The organism is Candidatus Zixiibacteriota bacterium (genome assembly GCA_035574315.1).
GTDB lineage: Bacteria > Desulfobacterota > Binatia > UBA9968 > UBA9968 > DATLYW01.
Map to the genome: position 1 here is coordinate 13,479 of DATLYW010000029.1, position 23,958 is coordinate 37,436.

Annotated in this window: 18 protein-coding genes; 2 read left to right on the forward strand and 16 right to left on the reverse strand. The window is 60.9% G+C overall.

What is annotated here, in order from left to right:
- Nucleotides 1-13: 13 nt before the first annotated feature.
- The 15 genes from VNN77_09350 to VNN77_09420 form a co-directional block, all read right to left on the reverse strand.
- Nucleotides 14-1,405: a hypothetical protein gene (locus VNN77_09350; protein ID HXG51594.1), complete on the reverse strand. Its 1,392-nt coding sequence runs from the start codon at nt 1,403-1,405 to the stop codon at nt 14-16.
- Nucleotides 1,406-1,490: 85 nt separating this feature from the next.
- The gene (locus VNN77_09355; GenBank protein ID HXG51595.1) at nt 1,491-1,670 is read right to left on the reverse strand and encodes a DUF5989 family protein; all 180 of its coding nucleotides are present in this window, start codon (nt 1,668-1,670) and stop codon (nt 1,491-1,493) included.
- 133 nt (nt 1,671-1,803) lie between these two features.
- The gene (locus VNN77_09360) at nt 1,804-3,585 is read right to left on the reverse strand and encodes a carbamoyltransferase (GenBank protein ID HXG51596.1); all 1,782 of its coding nucleotides are present in this window, start codon (nt 3,583-3,585) and stop codon (nt 1,804-1,806) included.
- Between the two features lie 390 nt (nt 3,586-3,975).
- Entirely contained in the window at nt 3,976-4,854 is an 879-nt protein-coding gene (locus VNN77_09365; GenBank protein HXG51597.1) for a DUF5672 family protein, read from the reverse strand.
- The gene (locus tag VNN77_09370) at nt 4,811-5,917 is read right to left on the reverse strand and encodes a hypothetical protein (protein ID HXG51598.1); all 1,107 of its coding nucleotides are present in this window, start codon (nt 5,915-5,917) and stop codon (nt 4,811-4,813) included. Before VNN77_09370 ends, VNN77_09365 begins: the two co-directional genes overlap by 44 nt.
- A gap of 573 nt (nt 5,918-6,490) precedes the next feature.
- Nucleotides 6,491-8,347 carry a carbamoyltransferase gene (locus VNN77_09375; protein ID HXG51599.1) on the reverse strand — a complete coding sequence of 619 codons (1,857 nt, stop codon included), beginning with the start codon at nt 8,345-8,347 and terminating at the stop codon, nt 6,491-6,493.
- Between the two features lie 472 nt (nt 8,348-8,819).
- On the reverse strand, nt 8,820-9,596 hold the full coding sequence (locus tag VNN77_09380; GenBank protein ID HXG51600.1) for a polysaccharide biosynthesis tyrosine autokinase: 777 nt from the start codon (nt 9,594-9,596) through the stop codon (nt 8,820-8,822).
- Nucleotides 9,597-9,917: 321 nt separating this feature from the next.
- Nucleotides 9,918-11,372: an AAA family ATPase gene (locus tag VNN77_09385; GenBank protein ID HXG51601.1), complete on the reverse strand. Its 1,455-nt coding sequence runs from the start codon at nt 11,370-11,372 to the stop codon at nt 9,918-9,920.
- A gap of 15 nt (nt 11,373-11,387) precedes the next feature.
- Nucleotides 11,388-12,839: a hypothetical protein gene (locus tag VNN77_09390; protein HXG51602.1), complete on the reverse strand. Its 1,452-nt coding sequence runs from the start codon at nt 12,837-12,839 to the stop codon at nt 11,388-11,390.
- Between the two features lie 68 nt (nt 12,840-12,907).
- Nucleotides 12,908-13,693, reverse strand: a complete 786-nt coding sequence (locus VNN77_09395) for a polysaccharide biosynthesis/export family protein (protein ID HXG51603.1) — start codon at nt 13,691-13,693, stop codon at nt 12,908-12,910.
- Between the two features lie 207 nt (nt 13,694-13,900).
- On the reverse strand, nt 13,901-14,440 hold the full coding sequence (locus VNN77_09400; protein ID HXG51604.1) for a transcription termination/antitermination NusG family protein: 540 nt from the start codon (nt 14,438-14,440) through the stop codon (nt 13,901-13,903).
- A 917-nt stretch (nt 14,441-15,357) separates the two neighbouring features.
- Nucleotides 15,358-16,446 carry a glycosyltransferase family 2 protein gene (locus VNN77_09405; GenBank protein HXG51605.1) on the reverse strand — a complete coding sequence of 363 codons (1,089 nt, stop codon included), beginning with the start codon at nt 16,444-16,446 and terminating at the stop codon, nt 15,358-15,360.
- Nucleotides 16,447-16,449: 3 nt separating this feature from the next.
- Complete coding sequence (locus tag VNN77_09410) at nt 16,450-16,641, reverse strand: hypothetical protein (GenBank protein ID HXG51606.1); 192 nt, start codon at nt 16,639-16,641, stop codon at nt 16,450-16,452.
- 30 nt (nt 16,642-16,671) lie between these two features.
- Complete coding sequence (locus VNN77_09415) at nt 16,672-18,117, reverse strand: sigma-54 dependent transcriptional regulator (GenBank protein HXG51607.1); 1,446 nt, start codon at nt 18,115-18,117, stop codon at nt 16,672-16,674.
- Nucleotides 18,096-19,202, reverse strand: coding sequence for a PAS domain-containing sensor histidine kinase (locus tag VNN77_09420; GenBank protein HXG51608.1), 1,107 nt, complete (start codon nt 19,200-19,202; stop codon nt 18,096-18,098). The genes VNN77_09415 and VNN77_09420 overlap by 22 nt, the downstream gene beginning before the upstream one ends.
- Before the next feature lie 508 nt (nt 19,203-19,710).
- On the opposite strand from VNN77_09420, the gene VNN77_09425 reads away from it, so the two are divergent.
- Together VNN77_09425 and prsR are read left to right on the forward strand one after the other, a co-directional pair.
- Nucleotides 19,711-20,475: a hypothetical protein gene (locus tag VNN77_09425; GenBank protein ID HXG51609.1), complete on the forward strand. Its 765-nt coding sequence runs from the start codon at nt 19,711-19,713 to the stop codon at nt 20,473-20,475.
- Nucleotides 20,472-21,932 (forward strand): PEP-CTERM-box response regulator transcription factor, encoded by a 1,461-nt coding sequence (gene prsR, locus VNN77_09430; GenBank protein ID HXG51610.1) that lies wholly within the window; start codon nt 20,472-20,474, stop codon nt 21,930-21,932. The genes VNN77_09425 and prsR overlap by 4 nt, the downstream gene beginning before the upstream one ends.
- A gap of 655 nt (nt 21,933-22,587) precedes the next feature.
- Here the strand turns inward: prsR and argJ are convergent.
- Entirely contained in the window at nt 22,588-23,766 is a 1,179-nt protein-coding gene (gene argJ, locus VNN77_09435) for a bifunctional glutamate N-acetyltransferase/amino-acid acetyltransferase ArgJ (protein ID HXG51611.1), read from the reverse strand.
- Between the last annotated feature and the right edge of the window lie 192 nt (nt 23,767-23,958).

A 23,958-nucleotide genomic window follows, 5' to 3' on the forward strand; every position in this document is an offset into this window, starting at 1 on the left:
CCTGAAGAGGCAGTCACCGCGCTCGCTCGCCGCGCAAGGAAAGTCCGGACGTAGGGTTCTGTACTTTCTCACGTTTGGTCAATGCGCGAGCCACAGGAATTAACCTGCGCGCCAAATCCCTCATAACCTGGTCGTTGGCATGCTCGTTCAGATGGCTATCGGCCGGCCCTACTTCCCACTCCTCCACCGTCACCGGGATCACATGCACGTCGAAATCTCGATTGATGTAATCGACATTCGCCTCGTATTGCTGCCGCGATGTCGTGTAATATTTGCCGTTCAAGACATGAACCTGCTCGGCACTCGACTCGTCGCCAGTCGAATGCCAGTATTTCGATTCCGGTGCACGGGTATAGAGTATGACGAACTTCCCGCCCCTTGAGACTACCAATCTTTCCATCTCCTTCAACAAGCTCCGGGTAAGATCCAGCCCATATTGGGTTCTTTCACTGCGCGGAGTCAGCATCATCGCCAGCGGGCTTTTTTCTGTGCTGAGCTGATGATTGCGCATCATTCCCGCATCGTGCATCCTTTGCCAGTTCCAGTTAACTGGGCCGTCATATCTCTCCTTAGGCACGAATGCTTTCGGAAGACGCTTCTCCCACACCCCATCCCTGTCGGCGGGGCAATATCTCCGTAGCAGCGCCACCACCTTAATTTGCGGATTCAAATCCTCCCCCAATTGCTCGCTGGGGCCGGCCAATTCTCCATCTTCCAGCCAGAATGTCGGCTTTGGAGTACCGTTTACCGGGTAGTACGTTGGGAACACGTTATTCCACACATCGTTGTTCGGGGTTTCCCACAAAACAACCAAATCTGCACGATATTTCTGATAGTATTCTTTCAGAGCGAGCAGCTCTTGATCTGTTCCATATCCGCCAGTACCCAACGTGAACACCCTCGCCTTGAGACCGGCGGAATTGAAATAGAATTCCAATCGTCGCTCAGGCATCCACCCGTATGCGCTCGCTCTGGCTTCCACCTGAGAGTCACCGAGCAGAACGACGACGAAGTCCTCATCCGAATATTCGATCTTCTGCCCGCGAAATCCGAGCTGGTTTTTTTCAGCGGCCGGCGCTGACGATCTCCAGCCCGCACGCAGCGGAACGGGCTTATAAAACAGCTGCAGCATTACCGTGATCAGCGCGATTGTAAATGCCCCACTACAAAGCATCAGACCGACTCTCGATCCCCGCAACCTCGGGCGAATTACGAGCAGGTATAGCCCGAGCCCCACGCATGACACTCTCGTGCCGAATATGAGGGTCAGAAAAAGACGCGACGTTATCGGTGGACCGCAAAACCCCGTCGTCTCCAAGGTTGTACGGCTAAGAACTACACCGAAAACCACAAGCGCGAGGCCGAGGCCGATGGATATTCCGGCCTTGTTTCCGGCGATGTTCATGGAAGGATTCCCGCAGCGTCGCAAAGCACCAGCGACGGTATCTCCCGTGTAGCCCTGTGGCCCTGTACGGGAATCGCAGCATCCATCAAAATAACGTGTAAACGAACGGCGCGATTGCGGAGCTCTGGGCGAAAATCAACAAGCCGCTGAAAAGCAACAACACCAGCACCATGGGCGTGATCCACCACCATTTGTGCTGCCAGAAAAAAAACAACAGCTCGCCCGCAATGCCGAGCCGGCTTAGGATACTGTCTATGAGGCGCATACAACTAACCTCCTTTCAAGGACCGGGGAACGACGACCGCGGACCGAAGACCGAAGACTGGTCGCTCAGTGCCTTACCCTGTTTCCGCTTTTCGCCCGCGCCGTACCCATCCCCCGTCACCGGTTACCGGTCTTTAATTCGCCTTCTCCACCACGCAATCACGCAGCACCAGGACGTCCATGCCGCTGCGGCTGAATGTGTTGAACGCTTCCTCCGGGGTGTTGACGATCGGCTCACCTTTCAGGTTAAACGACGTGTTGAGCACGACCGGAACACCCGTCGCTTCGCCGAACGTCTCGATCAGGCGGTAATAGCTCGGGTTGGTATCGCGCCGCACCGTCTGCAAGCGGCCTGTTCCGTCGACGTGAGTAATGGCGGGAAGGACCTCCTGCTTGTCCTCGCGGACGTCGACCACGTACAGCATGAAACGCGCTGGATAGTGCGTCTCCGGCGACGCCAGGTCAAAGTAATCCTTTGCCCGCTCCGCCAATACCGAAGGGGCAAACGGCCGAAACGGCTCCCGGAATTTGATTTTGACGTTGACCACGTCCTTCATCTCGGGCCGCCTGGGGTCGGCCAGGATGCTGCGGTTACCCAGCGCCCTCGGGCCCCATTCGAACCTTCCTTGCGACCAGCCGACCACCTTTCCCTCCCGCAAGCGGTCGACGGTGTAACCGATGAGCTTTTCTTCGTCGTCGAAACGCCGGTATGGAATTCCGCTTCGGTCCAAGAAATCCTTGACACGGGCGGCACTGTGTTCCTCTCCCCAATACGCGTGCTCCATCACGAAGCCGCGGGGTTTCCCCAACACTGAATGGTAGCCGTACAGCGCCGCGCCCACGGCGCCCCCGCCGTCACCGGCCGACGGCTGGATGTAGAGCTCCTCGAACGGCGTCTCGCGCAAAATGCGGCCATTCGCCACGCTATTGAGCGCCACGCCGCCCGCCATGCAGAGTTTTTTGAGCCCGGTCTCCTGGTAAGCGTGATTCGCCATCCGGAGCATGGCCTCTTCGATGACCGCCTGGATGCTCGCCGCGATATCGGCATAGTGCTGGTTTTGCCGCGCAAGCTCCTGATAGTTTCCCGGCTTCTCGCCGAAATAGGAAGGGTAACCGCTGCTTGCGGTGAAGAAACGAGACTGTGGATCACGGGGCGGCCCAAACAGAGCCTCGAACTTCCCGTTGAAGGTCCTGTCCGTCGAGTAGTGAAAACAAAAATAATCCATGTCGAGCTCGAAGCTCCCATCCGACCCGATGCGAACCACCTTGCGCACCTTGTCGACGTATCGCGGTTCTCCGAACGGCGCCATCCCCATCACCTTGTACTCGCCCTCGTTCACCTCGAAACCCAAGAAAGCGGTGAATGCGCTGTACAGCAGCCCCAGCGAGTGCGGAAAGCGGATCTCCTTTAGCAGCTTGATTTCCGTCCCGCGCCCTACTCCCAGGCTGGCCGTCGTCCATTCACCGACCCCATCGACCGTGAGAATCGCCGCTTCTTCGAACGGAGAGCAGTAAAAAGCGCTCGCGGCGTGGGACAAATGATGCTCGCTGAAAAGAATCTTCGACGGCGGCACGCCCAGCCTTCTCTGGATCAGGTGACGGATCCACAGCTTGTCCCCGAGCCACGTGATCATCGCCTCCCTGAAGACGCGATGCGAGCGCGGGAACATCTGCAGGCTCGTCAGTATCAGGCGCTCGAATTTGACGAACGGTTTTTCAAAGAAGACGACGTAATCGACGTCCTCGGCCCGAATGTGTCCGCTTCGCAGGCAGAAGTCGATCGCCTGCTGGGGAAATTCGTAGTCGTGTTTCTTTCGGCTGAAGCGCTCCTCCTCCGCCGCCGCGAGCAACTGTCCGTCACGCAGCAAGGCTGCCGCTGCGTCGTGGAAATAGCAGGAGATTCCGAGGACGTTCATCAAAATTGCTTTCTCGCGTCTTCGAGAGACCCGGACCATGTTCCCGCCCGGGCCCTCCATCCCCGCGCTGAGCCTGACTTGAGGGCCAGCGGGTCGCCGGCACGCACCAATAGGGCGAACGGCGCCGCAATGACAAAATAGAACGCAACGAGAATCAAACGCGCCTGAAAATCTCCGATTGCCTTCGCGGCGTGCTTCCACGACTGCCAAAGCTCCCCGATCCGGCCTTGATACTTCTTCTCGAAGACGCCAGCTACCATATGAGCTTGTCGCGAAATCCTCCTGAAGAACGGACCACTGAAAATCGACGCGCCCAATCCGTGCGGAGCGCAACGGGCGCGAGCGTTCTCCGCCCCTTCCCGAAAGAACCGGACCGCGACCAGTTAACCGTTAGCGCAATAGGTAGGGTTCCCAGAATGCCCTATCGTACTTCGGCCACGCGTGGCATCCGAACGGCAGCTTGCGACCGTTCAGCTCGAAACACAAACGGGGGGCTGCTTCGAAACCAAAGCGCAGGCCGGTGTCGAAATCCGCGACCTTGAACTCGGGAAAATAATGAGTGCCGCGGTCCGACCAGAAATGGTCTTCGTTGCGCCAAGAGACCTTTGGCCAGTCCGCCATCTCGCGCCTGACTCCGTTGAAGAAACGAAGGCGCTTGAGGTATCGCTTATGAAGGTTCATGTAGCGCTCAAGGGTCGGTACCGAGGCATAGGTTTTCCGCCAGTATTCTTCCGGATCCACGGCGTACCTGCGGGAATCGAAGATTTTCAGAAAGCTCGAAACCTTTCGCAGCGAAAAACCGCCGTTTCCCACCTTCGGGGTTTTCACCCAGGGCGTGTCCGGACAGTTGAGCCACGGCGGGCCGACGTAATCGAGCCCTGACTCGCACCACTGCATGAGCTGGTCCGAGAAGACCAGCGCGTCTGTGTGGTAAACGAGGATATATTCGTACTCACGGAACGCCTCGTAAAATCCGCGGGAAAGCATCAACCGGATGTGTGCGGTTATGCTGCCGAAGAAACGATCGCTGAAGTGCCTTTGAAGAAAACCCGGGATCCGGAGATCCAAGGATTCCGGCAAAACCAGGTATTTGTCGTACCTATCGAGAAATCGGATGAGGTGCCTGAAGGATATCTCTTCGTCGGCAGTGATCTCTTTCCGATTATGCATCGGCACAACGACCGCAACGAGATTTGCCAGCGAACCCCTCTGTACGCCAATCGACTCAGAGCGCATTGGGCTGAACAGTGACCCGGTCGCCGGGCGCAACCAAGGTTTTTGAACCGATGTTGCCAGCAGCGTCGCCGTGCCGCCGATGCAATTCCCGCAGGAGCTCTGCGACCTTGCGATGCCCTTTCGCATTCCAATGGCAGTCTCCGACCTTATAGTCCTCCGGTTTAAGGTGATCCTTGAGCGCCACATGCCTCACGCCCAACTCGGAGCAAATCCGGCCGATCTCCCGGTCGGGAAGCTCTGCGTCGAAGGATTTCGGATCCCCGCCCTGTCGCAGCAACAACTGCCTGCCAGCCGGCGTCAGCTGAGTAACATCGGGTATAGTCAGGACGACCAGCTCCGCCCCGACCTCACGGCACAGTTCCGCGCCCTGCCGCAACAAAAAGGCACAGGCCGGATAAGCTCTGGCCGACAGGAACGAACGGCTGCACAGGTCGGCGAGCTTGCCGTAATAGTTCCGCATTGCCGTGTCGACGTCCGGAGTGGATGGCCATCGCGTCGCGTTGACATGGTCGGTCACGATTTGCCACTCCCTTGTACCGTCCAGCGGACGGACAAAAGGCATCCTATAGCCACACATGTCTGGAGTGAGATTCTCGTACAGGTCGTTGCCGAAATAAATGAACCATACCACCAATTTGTCCTTCAGCTTCAGCGCCAGGCGACGCATCCAGAGCAGCTCCTGAACCATGTTGTAACCGTTCGTGCCAATGGCTTTGATACGCACATCCGGCAGCAGGTTGCCGAAGTACCGTTTGTCATCGATACCGAACCCCCAAGCAAACGAATCACCGAAAACAACAACGTCGCTTTGCTCGAGATCCGTCTTTCCGCGCCAACCCTGACGATCCGTGCTCACTTGGTAAACGTCCTCGGCAAGGTGAAAGGTGCTCAGGTTCGCGGCTGGCTTCCATCCGATCTCCGGCTCGAATTCTATCAACTCACCCCAACGCGCGATGCCGGGCTCCAGACATCGGGCAATCACCACGGCGAATCGGCTCAAGACCGCAAGCGGAATCATGGCCAGCAACACCGGTAAGATCAAAATGAAACCTACCGAAGAGGCGGCGAGCGCCAGAATGAACCGAAATGTCCCCATGGCTCAGTACAGCGTATAGATGCTGGTCGGTAGGTTCTCGGGTTCTTTTTCAGAGGCGTTGCACAGAGACAGAGCGAACATGTAGGGTATGAGAAAAACCGCCCATCCATTTGGCGGTTCCGTGCACCAACGCCAGTAGGATTCAATCCATGCGGTGTTGCCGGTGCCTGCACTGGGGCCGAAAACAGGCGACAGCGAGTCAATCCTTGAATCCGCAGCGATCCAGGATGACTGGCCGTCGCGAGGACTCGCCAAGTTGAACCTGTTCCCGGCGCACGCAACGACCCGAAAGATGACAAAATAGCAAACCGCGAGGATCCACGCACGGGCAGCCGAAGAAAACAAACGGACGCTCTTGTTATAGGCGCGATAGAGAAACAGGCCGGTTGCGGGTAACAGCCGTGCGGTTACCCCGACAACCGCACCAGCGGCAATACCCGCGTATACCCCCGGCATCCCCGAAGCGAACCATAAAACAACGGCCAAGGACAAGCCCAGGACCAGTCCGGCCGCAATCGAGTACCCGGCAAGCAAGGCCCGTCTGGGCGGAAACGGAAGAGGTCGGAGCATTGATTAATCTAGCGCGTACTGAGCTTTATACGCTTCGGCGTCTTCGCGCAACGCTACCGGCTGCCATTCCTTCATCAAGACGTAATTCTCGATTACCAAACACTCGATATCGGTCGCCATGAAGCAGCGATAGGCCTGTTCCGGCGTGCAGAGAATCGGTTCGCCGCGGATGTTGAAGCTCGTGTTGACTATAACAGGACAGCCGGTGAGCTCGTAAAAGCGCCGCATCAATCGGTAGAACCGCCCGTGCCTCTCCTCGTCGACCGTCTGGATCCGCGCCGAGTAATCCACGTGGGTGATCGCCGGCACGGTCGAGCGCGGCACGGAAACTCGAATTCTGAGGTCCGGGTCCTTCATCTTCGCGTGCTCCTCTGTACTCAACGCAACCCGGTGCCTCTCCCGCACCGGGGCAACGAAAAGCATGTACGGGCTGTCCTCGTTTTCCCGCACCTCGAAGTATTCGTGCGCGAACTCGCGCAGGACACAAGGAGCGAAGGGCCGGAACGACTCGCGAAACTTGATCTTGAGGTTCATCGTCTGCTGCATGCTCGGCGAGCGGGCATCTCCGATGATGCTGCGCGCCCCGAGCGCCCTCGGCCCGAACTCCATCCGGCCGTGGAACCAGCCGATGATCTTGCCGTCCGCCAGCAGCCTCGCCGTCCGGTCCAGCAGCTCGGCCTCGCAATCGAGACGTTCGTACTGCGCCCCCACGGAGTCCAGGAAAAGCTCGATGTCCCGCGCAGCGAAAGACGGTCCGAGGAGCGAGCCCTTCTGACAGTCTCCCGCGCGTGCACGCCGCGGCTGCCCGAGGAAGTGATGCCAGGCAACGAAAGCCGCTCCAAGTGCGCCTCCGGCATCTCCCGCGGCAGGCTGCACCCAGATGTTTTCGAAAGGCCCCTCCCTGAGCAACCGCCCGTTGGCGACGCAGTTCAGAGCCACTCCTCCCGCCATGACGAGATTGCGCATCCCGGTCAGCGCGTGTGCGTGCCTTCCCGCCCGCAGGACCACTTCCTCACAGACCTTCTGGATCGAGGCGGCGAGGTCCATCTCCTTTTGGGTTATGAACGACTCCGGCTTTCGCGGCGGCCCGCCGAAGAGATCGTGAAACTTCCGGGACGTCATGGTGAGCCCCTGGCAGTAGTTGAAGTACGACATGTCCATCCACAGCGACCCATCGTCGTGGATCTTGACGATCTTGTCGAGGATCAAGTCCACGTACTTCGGCTCTCCGTATGGCGCCAGCCCCATGAGCTTGTACTCGCCCGAGTTGACCTGGAACCCGGTGTAGTACGTGAAAGCGGAATAGAGCATTCCGAGCGAGTGAGGAAATCGCATCTCGTGCGTTAGTTCGATCCGGTTTCCGCGTCCGTTCCCGATCGAGCTGGTCGCCCATTCCCCGACGGCATCCAGGGTGAGGATGGCGGCCTCGTCGAACGGAGAAGGAAAAAACGCGCTCGCGGCGTGGGACTCGTGATGGTAGGCAAACCACAGGCGTCCTTTGAATCCCTCGCCGATCCCCTTGCGGATAACTTCCGGCAGGCGCAGCCGATGGGCCGCCCAACGCGGAAACGACCGCGCGAAAGACCGGAACCCCGCGGGGGCGAAGGCGGCGTAAGTTTCCAGCAGACGCTCCCATTTCAGCCATGGGTTCTCGTAGAAAACGGCGTGGTCCAGCCGCGCCCGGTCGATCCCACCCTCTTCGAGACAGTAGTTGATCGCGTTCACCGGAAAACGCGAATCGCCCTTCCGCCGCGTAAAACGTTCCTCCTGAGCGGCGGCGACGATCTCTCCGTCGCGCAGAAGGCAGGCCGCGGAGTCATGATAGAACGCCGAGATGCCTAAAATGTAAGTGGTCGCCACTGGCGAATACCGCTTTCAGCCGTCGTTCAACCCGTCGGCCGCTGCGCGGCAGACCGAGGACCGAGAAGAAAGAGCAGACCGAGGACCGGGGAGCGGAGACGGGGAAGAACGATTCCTCGCGCTAAGACGCAAAGATCGCCAAGAAAGAGCGAGTATTTTTCCGCGCCGTTGGCGCGAGACTAAAAATCTTCTCTTTACTCCCTTGGCGCTCTTGGCGCGAAAGATCTTTTTTTTCGCGTCCGTTGCGCCCGTGGCGGGATCGTCCCATGCTTCGAACTTCGAACCTCGAACTTCGAACCATCTTTTTTCCCGCGAAGACGCAAAGCTCGCCAAGAAACACAGGGTATTTCAATGGCGCCGGCGGCGTGCTCGTGCCGGTCGTCGGTCTTCGGTCTGCGGTCTCCGGTCCGCGCCTTTGCACCCCTGGCGGACTTGGCGTGATAGGTTCTTCGCTTCGAACTTCGAAGTGTTGTTACAGGAATCGCTCCAACAGCTCAGGGATGTACTTCTTCTTTTTGTTCAGCACGATCCCCAGAAGGTTGACAGGCCCCCACTCCAGCTCCTTCTTGATCCTCTTGACCGTTTGCTTCTTGGTGCGTTCGGATTCGACGACCAGAATCACCCCGTCGACCTTGGAGGCAAGAAAAAACGACTCCGAATATCCGTCGAGCGGGGCGCCGTCGAAAATGATGAAATCGAATCGCTCCTTGAGAGTTTCGAGCAACTTCGAGATCGGATTGCCGTCGAAGAGGTAGGACGGCGACGAATGGGGCCTTCCCACCGGGAGCAGAAACAGGTTGGAGAAGTTGGTCTGGTAAATCGCGCTGTCGACAGGCTTGTCCGATACGATCACATCGGAAAGCCCCTCGGGAAATTTGGCACCGTCGAAAACCCCGTCGAGCGCCGGGGTACGCAGGTTGGCGTCGACGAGCAGAATTTTCGAACGGCCGGAGCGCGCCAGCATCGATGCGAGAATCGCGGAGGTCGTCGTCGCACCCTCGCCGTGGGTCGTCGCCGCGACCATCACTGCCTTGATAGCCGGATGATTGGGGCTTGGAGCCAGACGGCGCCGGAGCTTCTGATACTGTTCCTCCAGCAGCGGATCCAGATCGAAATCGATCTTGATCGGATGCCGCTTCGGGTGCAGGAGGCTGAGTGGAGTGAACCGGACCGAAGGCTGATCAGGCTTCGTCTGTTGCTCTTTCAGCTTTTCTTCGGCTTTGACAAGCGCCTCGAAAATTTTACTCATCGATCCCCCGATTTCCCGGCGAAGCCTTCCGGTTTCCCCGTGCCTATCCTAGACATAATGGTTCAAGCAGTTCAAACCGTTCAAGCGGTTCAAGCCGTCGCGGCCTGCGGCCCGTTCGTGCCGGTCGTCGGTCTGCGGTCTTCGGTCTGCACCTCGAACTTCGAACCTCGAACTTTGAACCACGATTTTCCCGCGAAGACGCAAAGTACGCAAAGAAGATAGGGCGCGTTTTCAGCTCTTAGCGCCCTTGGCGGGCTTGGCGCGAGAAAATCACCTCTCCTTTGGGCTCTTGGCGTTTTTGGCGCGACCGGTTTTTTCTTCTTACTGCTTGCCCAATTTTCTCGCCGGACGGGTGTACTCCTGAATTTGCTTCCTGATCCGGCTCTCGAACGCGGCTCGCAAGGGATCGCTCAGGATCTCCGACTTGAGGCCCTGCAGGAGATCGGCCAATCTGGCGATCGGGAAGCGCTCCGAAGACTCCCCCAAAGCGGCGACTTGCTCGGCGAGCACAAGGTTCGCCATCGGCCCCATGGCGTCCGTCAGTGCCGCGATCAACCCGTCAAAAAACCCACGCGGGACGACCATTTCGTCGACACGATAGTCTTCTTTCGGCTCGACCGTGCCGCGGCGCGCAATCGAACGCTCGGGTACAACCCACGGGTTTTCCTCTTTTTCGCTCGGCCGGCCCTTCACCTCCTTCAGCTCCGCCACCGCAGCCATTTTGGGGGACGGGCGCCTGGCCTCCATAACTTCAGCCACGGGCGCGTCCCTGGCGGCCGGCTCCTGCTTCAACCCCAAATTCTGAAAGACCTCGCCGGCGGCGCGTGCGAACCTGGGTCGTTCCGGCTCTTCAGCACGGCGGCTTCGCCCTACTCCGCTGTTGTCCGGCATCTCGACCGGAGTCCCGGGATTCCTTCTCGCCAACTGCTCCCGCTTGCTCCCCTCCACCTCCAAGGAACCGTTGCCGGCCTCCGGAGTCAACCGGAGATCACGAGCCGCTTCGTGAATGACGTCAGGAGTCACAGTCTTCAACGACGTCGCGAAGGCGGTCACCAGGGCGTTGTCGCAGATCGCATTGATGAGCCTCGGGATTCCTCCGGTTCGTTCCCAGATGAGCTGCAGCGCGGCTTTCGAAAAAAGCTCCGGACCCTGATACCCGGCAACCGCCAGGCGGTGAGCAATATAGGCGGCCGTGTCCGCCTGGCTCAACCGGTCCAGCCGGCACCAGAGCGAAACCCGCTGCTTGAGCTGGCGGAGCTCGCGGCTGTTCAGCTTCGCCTCCAGTTCCGGCTGCCCGGACAGGATGATCTGCAGCAGCTTTTCCCGATCGGTCTCCAGGTTGGAAAGCAAGCGCACGGCCTCGAGCGCGTCCTCGTCGAGATTCTGGGCCTCGTCGATCAACACCGACACGGTATGGCCCTTCCCGACCTCCGCAACCAGAAAATCGTTCACCTGTTCCAGCATTGCGATCCGGCCGGGGGCGGGTTCCAGGTCGAGGTCCCGAACCACCGACTCGAGCAGCTCGTCGAAGGAGAGCAACGTGTTGAAGATGAAAACCGAACGGTGCGTGGCTTCCAGGCTCCGCAGCAGCTTGCGGATCAACGTGGTCTTGCCCGTTCCGACCTCGCCCGTGACGACGACGAAGCCCTTCTTTTCCTTGATGCCGTAGTAAAGCGACGCCCAGGCTTCGCGGTGAAGCGGGCTGTCGTAGAAAAAGCGCGGATCGGGCGTCAGGTTGAAGGGCTGCTCACGCAGGCCGAAGTGCTTCAAATACACGACGCCACCCTCGTCTCAAACCCCGTGATGCTGGATCGTCGCCAGCACGGGCAATCCGAACTCTTCCTCGATGGACAGTTCATCCTGCACGGTCGGATCGAAATAGTTCATGACAAACGCAACGCCGACCGAGACGGCGGTCGAGAAGAAACCAATCAGGATAATCCACAAAAAGGTAGGGAGGCCGGCGTAGGGCAGCGGCAGCCGGGCCCGGTCCAGGATCACCACGTTACCGAATTTCTGCTCGTCCATCGCGTCGGAAATCCTCGCTTCTTCCGCCCTCTTCTTGTAGAGGGCCAAAGCCTCGCGTTTCATGTTGACAACCTGTTGCAGCCGTTCGTACTCGTAGCTCTTTTTCTTCTTTTCCGCAGCGACCGCGGCGTACGACGCGACCTGTTGAGCCTCCGCGGTTCGCTTTTCCCGCAATGCCTGAAGCTGCACCTTCGCCGAAAGAAGCTCGTTCAGGATCCGCTGATGAACGCTATTCAAAGCGATATTCTCCGAGCCAACCGTCGTCTTTTCCGCCTCCTGGAGCTGCTTTTTCAGCTCCGCGATCTCCCGTTCCTTGTCCATGACCAGACGATCCTTGGGCAGGTATCTTTGCAATAACGATTGCCTTTCCAGCTCGAGCTGCGTGAGACGATTTCGGATCGTGGCGTACGCGGGATCGGTCGTGATGCTCTTGCTGGCCGTTACGGTAGGCTGCTGGCTTTTCAATTGCTGCTCGAGGATGGCGATCCTTTTTTCCGTTTCCTTGATCGTGGACTCCGTATCCTTCAGGTTTTTCTCGACCACGGCCAGCGCGGTCAGGCTGGCGTCCACCTCTCTGGCAGCGTCCACGATACCTTCACGCTGCTGAAATTCCTTGAGATCCTGCTCTGCTTTGATCAAGTCTTCTTTCAACCGCCGGTCCTGCTCATCGTAGAACTTTTCGATACCCTGCGTTCTGCGCACCTTGAGGCTCTGTTCCTGATAAAGCTCGGCCACCCGGTTCACCGCCTTGGCCGTCCACTCGGGATTGGTCCCGGTAAGGCTGATCTGAATAATGCTCGTACCGCGCACGGGCACCGCCTCAACGCCGAAGGGCGAGCCGTAGGCGAAGAATCCACTGTCCGGGAAAGGCAATTCCTTTGCCAGCTGGCCGAGGACTTCGCGGCTCCGTATCAGCTGGATCTCGGTCATCAAAACGTCCGCCGACGCGGGAACCGTCACGGCGTTGTCCGAGCCCGTCGGCGTCAGGCTTAGAAAAGCGCGGCTGGGCTTGATGAGAACCTTGACGACGCCGACGTACTTCTGTGGCGCAAGGAGAACGATGAGCAAGAGAGGGAGGCTCACGCCGAGAAAGACGTTGCGTATCAGTCTCTTGTATTTGAACAGGACGTGGAAAATCCTGCGCGGGAGCTCTTTATGCGTTTCCGGCGGCTCCAGGAGCGGTATTTGCTTTCCATCGATTTCAATCCACGCCATGTTTTTCCTCGATTCCGCTCTCCAGCCAGCAGCTCGCCGTCAGGCGAGCGGATATAATCACCGAAAGCCTAGCGAAACATCAAGTCCCGCGCCGTGGGCGGCCTGAAGAGCTCCCACGGGATCAAGTCTTTTATGTGCTGCTTCACCCAGAGGTCCGCCCTCCCGATGCCGCTCATCGGGACGTATATCACATCGTTGGCGAGGAGAGTAACGCGCTCGGGGGCTGCGTTGTCCATCGCCTGGGTAAGATCGAGCTTTCCGATCTGTGGATTTTCAGACCCGGCGTCGCGAATCAGGATCACGCTGTCCATCTGTGCCGTCGGGGTAAAGCCGCCGCGGTCGAAAATCGCCTGCAGGGGCGTCATACCGTCGTGGATGTTGACGGGGCCGGGTTGTTTGACCTCGCCGCCTACGAAAACCCGTCTCGGCGCGTACTGGACCACAGTGACCACCACCTGCGGGTCCCGCAACCGGTCCGACACTCTTTCCGCGATGGCCTTCCCCAATTCCTCGGGCGTCAGCCCCGCGGCGCGAATCGGACCTATTTCGTCAAGCACGACGTTCCCGTCTGGCTGGACGGGAAAGGAGGTCGCCTTCGGTTCGCGTTCTGGATGAAAAGGAAAACGGATGCTGATCTGATCGAGGGGTATCAGTCGATATTGCCCGGTCGGAAGCCGCGGCACCACGGTTGACGCGGAAATGTTCGCTGCGGGAAACTCGGGAACGTGGGCCACGGGGTTGCCGCAAGCGGAGACGAGGAGGACGGCGGCACCGAGCATAACCGCGGCAATGGTTCCGGCCGCCGTTTGCACGTGCATACTTTTTAATCGGACGTTCGGCATAGCTCCGCCCATAACGGCACACTCCGTTTTCGAAAAGAAAAAGACGTCGGAAAACACAAACACTCGAGTACCGGCTTCAGCGCGAGAGGCCCGCGAAAGGCGCTCGAGCGCGGAACGCACGAAACCGGCTTCGCGAGCCCTAATTCGGAGCCAGCTCTGTCAGCCTCTCGTTCAGGCCGTACAGCTGAACCGATACTCGATTCCTGACCACACCGGGCTTTACACTGACACTGCCGGGCACGGAGCCACCCAGCCGATGTTGATACATTCGGCCGGCACCTCCACCTGGACCGGCCGGCTCAGGATTTCCATCAAAACCTTCACTCTGCTCCGGGTATCCGGGGGCTCCTGGAGAATCCCGACCAGGCCCTTGAGCGGCCCTCTCGCTATCTCAACCTCGTCGCCCGCCTTGAGCCTCGATCTGGCTACGATCAACCCCTCCGGGTCGGCCTGCTCCCGCATGAAATTGACGACGCTATCCTCCACGACCGCAGGGGTTCCCCCGAAGCTCACCAGCCGCTTGACGCCGCGACACCAAACGACCTGCGAGTATTCTTCGGATGAAACGTCGATTCGCACGAACAGGTAGTTCGGAAAAAGTGAAACGACCCGGCGCCCGGAACGGGTTGCGATGGGGAGGAAGAGCCTGGGGTAGAAGACCTCGATACCCTTTTTGTCCAGGTGACACCTGGCTGTTTCCTCGCTCCGTGGTTTGGTAAACGCCGCGTACCACTTCCGGCCAAAACCGCTGTGCTCCAAGCTCCCCTCCACCTGACCGTACGATTTTTGCTCCACCTGATCGTACGATTTTTGTTCGCACACGTACTTTTTTGTACGGAACCGGTGGAAAGCAAATCGCGAACCAATGGGTAACCCTGTGCAATTTCGTCATTTCCGAAGAAAACGACCGTGACTCGGCAGTGACAACGAGTCAAACTTGACACCCTTCCGTGACATTCACGCCCGATCATGTCCTCTACGGTCATTTTTGCCTTGAAAATTTGGAGACAAAATCTCCGGGCAATAGCGAGACAAGACGAGCAGGAGGGACAGAAATGCCCGATGGAAAGCGACCGGGGACCGGGGACGGAAGACCGGCACGAACGCGCCGTTAGGCGCGACGGCTTGAACTGCTTGAACGGCTTGAACCGTTTGAACCGGAGCGCAGCGACTTGAATGGGTAAGACCGGAGACCGGAGACGGAGGACCGGCACGAACGCGGGGAAAAAGATGGGTCGAAGTTCGAGGTGCAGACCGAAGACCGGCACGAACGCGCCGTTAGGCGCTATTGAAATACCAGTTTTCTTAGCGATCTTTGCGTCTCTGCGCGAGCATCCTGTTTTTCTCGCGCCAAGAGCGCCAAGGGCGCAAAGAGAAGATTTTCTGTTTCGCGCCAACGGCGCGGAAAAATACTCCTTCTTTCTTGGCGATCTTTGCGTCTTTCCGCGAGAAAAGATGGTTCGAAGTTCGAGGTTCGAGGTTCGAAGTAAAGACCGGGGACCGAAGACGGAAGACCGGTCTGCCGCGCAGCGGCCGCGACGGCTTGAACCGAGCGAAGCGGTTGAACGGTTTGAACCGTTTGAACGGGAGCGAAGCGACTTGAACGGGTACGACCGAAGACGGGGGACGGGAAATGCGACCGCGCCCTTCCCGGTCTCCGGTCCCCGGTCCTCGGTCTATTCTTTATTCCCGGTCTCCGGTCCCCGGTCTGCTCTTTCTTGCCGGCCTTCGGTCTGCCGCGCAGCGGCCGTCGAACGGCTTGAACGGTTTGAACGGTTTGAACTGCTTGAACTACCTCCCCTTGCAGGCTGGTACTCGTTGACGAAATACAGCGGGCGTTGCTTGCTCTCGTCGAACATCCGGCCGAGATATTCCCCGAGCACGCCGATCGTCATGAGCTGCGCCCCTCCGAGGAAAAGGATCACGACCATCAGAGACGGGTAGCCGGCAACCGGCTCGCCGTACACCAGCGTTTTATAGATCACTTCGAGTCCGTAGAGAAAGGAAAACAGCGCCACGCCCATCCCGAGATAGGTCGCCACTTTCAGGGGCGCGATCGTGAACGAGGTGAACCCCTCGAGGGCGAAATTCCACAGCCGCCAGTAGTTCCACTTGCTCCTGCCGGCGTAGCGCGGATCGCGGTGATAAGGCACCGCCCGCTGGGGATAGCCGATCCACGCGAACAGGCCTTTCATGAACCGGTGCTGCTCGCGGAGCCTGGCCAACGAATCGACTGCCCGCCGGCTGAGCAACCGAAAATCCCCGGTATCCCGCGGAATCTTCACCCGGCTCACCGCCTGGATGAGGCGGTAAAAGAGATGTGCCGTGCCGCGCTTGAAAAAATTCTCGCCCGCGCGGGTCAAACGCTGCGCGTAGACGACGTCGTAGCCTTCGAAAAAATATTTGAGCAGCTCGGGAATCAGCTCGGGCGGGTCCTGGAGATCGGCGTCGATCACCACCACCGCGTCGCCGGACGCGTGATCGAGCCCCGCCGTCAGCGCGATCTCCTTGCCGAAGTTGCGGCTCAGGTCGACGATGGCGACCCGGGCGTCGGCTTCCCTCAGCCGGCGCATCACCTCGAGCGTCCCGTCATCGCTGCCGTCGTTGACGTAGATCACCTCCGCGGCGTGCGGCAGCCCGTCGAGGACGGCCGCAAGGCGGCGGTGGAACTCAGGAAGAACGTCCTGCTCGTTGAACGCGGGAACGACGACGGAAAGGAAAATCTGCTCGCCGGGATCCCGGGGAGAGGGGCGCGGGCGCTCCACGTTTCAACGGTCCGCCGCGCGCCCGCCGCCGGGACGCAGGCAGCGCCACGCAGTCCCGAGAATCGTCGGACCGCCGACGATCGTGCGGCAGCCGGCAAAGTCGCCTTGCAGGCGCCGTGCGACCTCTGCCATTTTCTCCCCGGCCAAATGCATCTCGGCCCCCGCTCTGGCAAGCGCTTCGAACAGTCTGCTCATGGCCCGCTTCTCGCTCGAGGACGCGCGTGCTTACTCGAACTCCTTGAAGGATTCCTTCAGGAGTCCATGCTTTTTCATCTTCCTGTAAAGGGTTTTGTTGTCGACCTTGGCTTCCTTGGCCGTAAGGGAGATGCTGCCCCGGTGCTTGACGAGGAGGTTCCTCAGATAGTCTTTCTCGCTCCCCAGAAGCCACTGCTTGAGCGACATGTTTTCCATGCCGTTGCGCGACGGGCCGAGGTCCGCGACGCGCTGGGGAGGAGCCGGCAGGTCGACTTCCTCGATCACCTGGCCCCGGCATTTCACTATGGCCCTTTCGAGGATGTTCTCCAGCTCGCGCACGTTCCCCGGCCACCGGTAGGCGAGCATCTGGTCGAGCACCCGCGGCGCCACTTCGCGGATCTCCTTGGCACGCGCCAGCGGATGCCGCTCGAGAATGTGCTGGATGAGAATGGGAAAGTCCTCGGGCCGCTCCCGCAGCGGCGGAAGATGGATGGGGATCACGTTGATCCGGTAGTAGAAGTCCTCGCGCAGCGTTCCCCGCGCCAGACAGAGCGAGAGATCCACGTTGCTCGCGGCGATCACGCGCATGTCGACCTTGATCTTGCGGTTGCCTCCTAGGCGCTCGACCTCCCGTTCCTGGAGAACCCGAAGCAGCGTCACCTGCATCGGCGCCGCGATCGTTTCGATCTCGTCGAGAAACAGCGTCCCCCCGTCCGCCTGCTCCACCTTGCCCGCCCGGCTCACCACGGCTCCCGTAAAGGCCCCCTTCTCGTAGCCGAACAGCTCGCTTTCGAGCAGCGTATCGGGAAACGCGCCGCAGTTGATCGCCACGAACGGGCGGTTTCGGCGCCGGCTGAGGTTGTGGATGGCGCGCGCCACCAGCTCCTTGCCCGTTCCGGTCTCGCCGGTGATCATCACCCCCGAATCGGTCTCCGCCAGCGACCGGATGAGGTCGAAGATCTTCAGCATCTTGGGGCTCTTGCTGACGATGTTCTCCAGGCTGTGCTCGTGCTGCACGCGCTGCCGCAGCTCGCGAACCTCGTCGAGCAGCCGGCGCTTCTCGATGAGCTTCTCGCTCACCAGCCGGATCGCCTCTGGCTGAAAGGGCTTGGTGATGTAGTCGCTGGCGCCGATCTTCATCGCCTCCACCGCCTGCTGAACGTTGCCGAACGCGGTGATCAGGATGATGTCGGTCTCCGGATACTTCTCGCGGACGTGCCGGGTCAGCTCGAAGCCGTCGATGCCGGGCATCTTCACGTCGGAAACCACCAGCGCGAACTTCTCCTCGCCGAGGCGCTGGATCGCTTCCTCGCCGCAGGCGGCGGTCGCCACCCTGTAGCCCAGCTGTTCGTAAAAGCGCCCGAGCTGCTCTCTCAGACGATCGTGATCTTCAACGACGAGCACGCTGTACATGACCGATGCGCCGGCGGACCGGTCCACCCGGACCGGCTCCCCTACCGTTGGGTGAATTCCCATGGGACTCTCGCGGGCAGCGCCATCTCCACTTCCGTGCCCCGGCCCGCGCCGCTCTTGATCCGGAGCAACCCGCCGTGCATTTCCAGGAAACGCGCGGCGAGCGCGAGCCCCAATCCGTCATGGTTCTTTTTCGAGGTCACGAACGGAGCCGTCGCCTGGCCGAGCATCTTCTCGTCCATGCCGCAGCCGGAATCGCTGACGCGGATGCTGGCGATCGGCGAGGCGCCCGCCGAGCGATCGAGCCGCGCCAGCACGCGCACCGCTCCGCCCTCTTCCGTGGCCTCGAGCGCGTTCTGCAGGACGGCTGAGAACGCCGCCTCCAGGAGATAGGGGTCGCCCTCGACGGTGGCTCCGTGGATCGCCTCCGCCGCGTCGCTTTCCAGCAAGACGCCCTTTCTGGCGAACAGGGGTTTCTTTGACGCGACCGCGTCGCTCAGGACCTCGCCCACGTCGATCAGCGAGGTCCACGCCGGGGCCTGGCTGTACTCGGCGAAAGTCCGCGTGAGCTCGACCGTCTTGTCGAGCGCCTCCTGGAGCGCCCCGATTTCATCGCAGCCTGGATCCCTGACTCGCAGGGAGCCGATCAAGAGGTTCATCAACTGAAAATAGTTGCCGAGCTTGTGGACGAATCGCGAAGCCGCACCGTGATCCAGCCGCCCGGCGACCTGGCTGTAAGGGATGGGCGTCAGGCAGCCGTGAATCGAGCTGCCGCCCTCCACCCGCACCCGCCGGATCGCATGCGACACCCACAACGGCAGCCCTCCGGCCGTGCGCACCCGATGGATGACGGAGATCTCGCCGCTGGTTTTGAATTCTTCGAGCCGTTCGGAGATCAGGGGAAGATCTTCCTCGAAGACGATGCGCTCCCAGGAGAGGGGACGACCCGCCAGCTCCGCGACTTCGCAACCGGTCAGGCGGGCGATGCCTTCCGAGACGAAGCGCACGACCCAGTGTTCGTCGCAGCCGTAGAGAACGCAGGGCAGCAGGTCGATGAGCCCCTTTTCCTGGACGGTCCGTCGGCGCGGGACGCCCGACAGATCCACGTAGCCGCCCGTCTGGAATTTTTCGGCCGCGTGATTGTTCATCGGGTTTTTCATCCCGGGTCTGCTTCGAAGCACTGCGCAGCCGCCGGCAAGACTTGCAGGCGTCAGCGGCTGTTCCGGGAGTTTACAACTTTTTGCGCCCCTTGCCAATCAAGCAGCGCGTTGAGAAACCATGACAACTCGGCGGGTCGCCGCAAGCTTCCAACCCGCGGTCGCGATGGCTTTGAAGCTCCTCCGGCGCTTCTCCGGGAGGAGCCGCGCGGACCGCGCCAAATCCGGCTGTCCTACCCTAAAACCGCGGCGCCTCGAGGTTTCAGGCTCGACTGCCCGAACTCTTGTCGCATTTTCTGCCAAGCTTGCCTGTCTCTTCCTGGTACGGCCATTGCTCGACATCGTCTTCCGCGATTGTCGCGCCGGACCGACGGGGACGCGGCCACGGGTAGATACTTCGCTTGGTCGCCGCGACGGCAAGGTCATGCTCCAAAACTTTCTCCGCCTTCGATCCGGCCTTCATCGTGAGACCACGGGAACGACGGGCCGCCTCCGGGCGATGAAGATCACAGGCATGTCGACGGCGAACGCACCGTACGACTACCGCGAACTCTGGCGGCAATTCAGCGAAGCCGTGCGCCCGGCAGCGCCGGCGGACCTTCCCGCCACGATGGCCTCGTTCATCGCGGAGGCGATGCGCGCGGGCCGGGTCGCGATCTGGCTTCGAACCGACGGCTCCGAGTGGTTCTCCCTCGCCGCAAGCCACGGCGTCCGGCCCGACGATCTGGCGAAAATGCCGCTCAAGCTCGACACCGCTCGCCTGGCCCCCGATGTCGTTTACGAGCCGGGAGGCAAGCCTGCGCTTCCCGCTCGTACGGGAGCGGCGGAGCTGGAGGGGATCGAACGGCTCGGGGTCGGGCGCGTGGCGGCGATCTGGGACGGCGAGCGCACGCTCGGGCTGGCCGGCGTAGGACGCGAGGGTGCGCCGCTTTCGCCGCAGGACGAAGAGTTCCTGATGTGCGTCGCTCACCGGATGGGAAGCTTGATCGCGGAGCGGCGCCTCTTCGATGACCGGCTTCGAGCGGCCGAACAGGAAACTCTGGAGCGCGCGCTCGGCTCGATCAGGCACGAGCTTCGGAATGTCGCCGCCGTGCAAAGCATCACGCTGGAAAACGCGGACGCGCGCCGCGACGATCCCGCCTTCGTCGCCGATGCGTTCCGCGCGTTCGCCCGAACCACGGAGAAGATCATGGCGCTCGCCGCCCGCCTCGGGCTCCGAGCGGACGGCGCCGTCGCCTCCGAACCTCGAGGATCCGACCGGTGAAACGAAAGCTGCTCTTGGTGGACGACGAGGAGGCGCTGCTCCAGCAGCTGCGCTGGGCGCTCGGGAGCGAATACGACGTTCTGACTGCCTCGCGCGAGCGCGAGGCGGAGGAGATCTTCGACAGCGAACGGCCGGCGGTGACGGTGCTGGACCTCGCGCTCAATCCCGGCGATCCGGCGGACCTCGGAGGGTTGCGACTGCTCGAGAAGTTTCTTACCCGCGAGCCTTCCACTTCCGCCATCGTCGTAACGGGCAACTCCGCGCACAGCAACGCGCTTCGGGCCATGCGGCTGGGCGCCTTCGACTATTTTTCCAAGCCGGTCCGCCTCGAGGAGCTGAAGGTGATGATCGCCCGGGCTTTCTACATCCACGACCTCCGGCGCCGCCTGGAGGAGCAGCCTGCGCCCCCCGCCGCCGAATTCCAGGGGATCATCGGCGGCAGCCGCGCGATGCGCGAGGTCTTCAGGGCGATCGAGCGCGTGGCGGCTTCCGATCTTTCCGTTCTGATCTCCGGCGAAAGCGGCACGGGCAAGGAGCTGGTGGCGCACGCCATCCACCGGCGGAGCCGCAGGAATGAAGAGGCCTTCGTCGTCGTGAACTGCGCGGCGATCCCGGACAATCTCCTCGAGAGCGACCTCTTCGGCCACGAGAAAGGCGCATTCACCGGAGCCTACGCTCAAAAAAGAGGCAAGTTCGAGCTGGCTCACCGCGGCACGCTCTTTCTGGACGAGATCGGAGAGCTGGCCGCGCCGCTTCAGGTCAAGCTGCTGCGTTTTCTCCAGAACCGGAGGATCGAAAGGGTGGGCGGCACGCAGTCGATCGAGCTGGACGTCCGGATCATCGCCGCCACCAACCGGGACCTCCAGAAAGAAATGGAGGGCCGCCGCTTCCGGGAGGATCTGTACTACCGCCTCCGGGTGGTTCCCATCCACCTCCCGCCGCTGCGCGAGCGGCCCGAGGACATCGTTCCGCTGGCGGAGCACTTTCTCGCCGGCTTTTGCCGCGAGCAGCGAAAAGCCCCCATGACGCTGTCCCGCGAAGCCATACGGGCGCTCTCGTCTTACGGCTGGCCCGGAAACGTGCGCGAGCTGGAGAACGTGATCAGCCGCGCCGTGGTGCTGGCCGGCCATTCGATCATCCGCGAGGACGACCTGGGCTTCACCCCCGAGCCTCCCGCTTCGATCAACCTGAAATATGCCCGGCGCGCGATGGAGATCGAGTTCGTCAGGAAAGCCCTCTTCAGGAACCGGGGCATCGTCAGCCGCGCCGCCCGGGATCTCGGCATCAGCCGGGTCAACCTCTACGAGCTGATGGCACGCTACAAGATACGGAACGAGCGGTGGAAACGGACCGACGACCGAAGACCGAAGACCGGCACGAGCGCAGGCACGATTGGGAATAGCGAACTGCGAATGGCGAATCCCGGTTCGAGGTTCGAGGTTCGAAGTTCGAAGTAAAGACCGGGACCGACGACCGGCACGAACACGCCGCGGCCGCGATTGAAATATCAGGCCTTTCTTTGCGTGCTTTGCGTCTTTGCGCGAGCATCCTGTTTTTCTCGCGCCAAGAGCGCCAAGCCCGCCAAGGGCGCAAAGAGAAGATTTTCTATTTCGCGCCAACGGCGCGGAAAAATACTCGCTCTTTCTTGGCGATCTTTGCGTCTTTGCGGGGAAAATGATGTTCGAAGTTCGAGGTTCGAAGTTCGAAGCGAAGACGGCCGACCCGAGACAGAAGACCGGGAAGCGCGACCGTGTCCTTCCCGGTCTTCGGTCCCCGGTCCTCGGTCTGCTGGCCGTGGCCGCGATTGAAATATCAGGCCTTTCTTTGCGTGCTTTGCGTCTTTGCGCGAGCATCCTGTTTTTCTCGCGCCAAGCCCGCTAAGGGCGCAAAGAGAAGATTTTCTATTTCGCGCCAACGGCGCGGAAAAATACTCCTTCTTTCTTGCCGATCTTTGCGTCTTTGCGCGAGAAAAGATGGTTCGAAGTTCGAGGTTCGAGGTTCGAAGTAAAGACCGGAGACCGGAGACGGAGGACCGGCACGAACATGCCGCAGGCGCGACGGCTTGAACGGAGCGAAGCGTTTGAACGGCTTGAACTGCTTAAACGATCTTTTCTAGGTTCTATACGCCGAATTGATCCGCACGTACTCGTGCGACAGGTCCGAGGTCCAGACCGACGCGCCCGCCGTCCCCTGCCGCAGACGGATGCGGACGCGGAACCGCGGCCGCTGCAGCACGCGCGCGGCCTGCCGCTCCGCAGCCGGGTTTCCCACCCCTCGCCTCACGACCGCGACGCCGTCGAATAAGACGTCGATGCGGTCGGGATCGACGGGAACCCCCGCGTAGCCCACAGCCGCCAGAATCCGCCCGAAGTTCGGGTCCTCGCCGAAAAACGCCGTCTTGACGAGCTGGGACCGAGCGACCGCGAAGGCGATCTGCCGGGCCGCCGCCAGCGACCGCGCTTCGTCCACTCGAACCTCGACGACCTTCGTCGCGCCTTCACCGTCCTCCACGAGCTTGAGCGCGAGCGTCTTCATCACCTCGCGCACGCTTTTTTCCAGCGCAGCCGCGGCTGCCGTTCCCGCGCGGACCGGCTCGTTGCCCGCCGCGCCGTTGGCGAGCAGCAAGAGAGTGTCGTTGGTGCTCATGTCGCCGTCGACGGTGACGCAGTGAAAGGTGTCGTCCGCCGCCGCCCGAAGTATGGAGCGCAGGCAGCCCGGTTGGACCGCGGCGTCCGTCAGCACGTAGCAGAGCATGGTCGCCATGTGCGGCGCGATCATCCCGGCGCCCTTGGCCATCCCCGCGACGCGCACCGGCTTCCCCCCGATCCTGCAGGTCGCGGTCGCCGTTTTCCTGAAGCGGTCGGTGGTCATGATCGCCTCGGCCGCCCGCTCGAAGCCGTCGGCCGACAGCTCCGCCGCCGCGCGGCGGATGCCCGCGGCGACTCTGTCCATGGGCAGGGGAACCCCGATGATCCCGGTGGAGGAAGGCAGCACCAGCCCCGGATCGATACCCAGCGCGTCGGCCGCCATGCGGCACATCGCCTCGGCGTCGCGGAGCCCGCGCTTCCCGGTGCAGGCGTTCGCATTGCCGCTGTTCGCCACGACCGCCTGCAGCTTTCCGCTCTTCATGCGCCTCATGCCGACCAGCACCGGCGCGGCCTTGACGCGGTTGGTGGTAAACAGAGCGGCCGCCGTCGCCGGCCGGTCGGACACGATGAGCGCGACGTCCCTGCGCTTGCTCTTCTTGATGCCGCAGGCGACGCCCGCGAATCTGTAGCCGGAAAGCACGATCGAATCAGTTCAAAAGTTCAAGGTAAGAGTCGCTGCGCTCCGACTGGTCGCTTCGCTCCCGTTCAAACGGTTCAAACCGTTCAAGCAGTTCAAACCGTCGCCGCCTGCGGCGTGCTCGTGCCGGTCTTCGGTCTTCGGTCCCCGGTCTTTACTTCGAATCTCGAACCTCAAACTTCGAACATCATTTTCCCC

Coding starts and splice junctions, on each gene's coding strand:
- VNN77_09350 (HXG51594.1), bottom strand. CDS start 1,405: ATGAACATCGCCGGAAACAAGGCCGGAATATCCATCGGCCTCGGCCTC.
- VNN77_09355 (HXG51595.1), bottom strand. CDS start 1,670: ATGCGCCTCATAGACAGTATCCTAAGCCGGCTCGGCATTGCGGGCGAG.
- VNN77_09360 (HXG51596.1), bottom strand. CDS start 3,585: ATGAACGTCCTCGGAATCTCCTGCTATTTCCACGACGCAGCGGCAGCC.
- VNN77_09370 (HXG51598.1), bottom strand. CDS start 5,917: ATGGGGACATTTCGGTTCATTCTGGCGCTCGCCGCCTCTTCGGTAGGT.
- VNN77_09380 (HXG51600.1), bottom strand. CDS start 9,596: ATGAGTAAAATTTTCGAGGCGCTTGTCAAAGCCGAAGAAAAGCTGAAA.
- VNN77_09390 (HXG51602.1), bottom strand. CDS start 12,839: ATGGCGTGGATTGAAATCGATGGAAAGCAAATACCGCTCCTGGAGCCG.
- VNN77_09395 (HXG51603.1), bottom strand. CDS start 13,693: ATGGGCGGAGCTATGCCGAACGTCCGATTAAAAAGTATGCACGTGCAA.
- VNN77_09410 (HXG51606.1), bottom strand. CDS start 16,641: ATGAGCAGACTGTTCGAAGCGCTTGCCAGAGCGGGGGCCGAGATGCAT.
- VNN77_09415 (HXG51607.1), bottom strand. CDS start 18,117: ATGGGAATTCACCCAACGGTAGGGGAGCCGGTCCGGGTGGACCGGTCC.
- VNN77_09420 (HXG51608.1), bottom strand. CDS start 19,202: ATGAACAATCACGCGGCCGAAAAATTCCAGACGGGCGGCTACGTGGAT.
- VNN77_09425 (HXG51609.1), top strand. CDS start 19,711: ATGAAGATCACAGGCATGTCGACGGCGAACGCACCGTACGACTACCGC.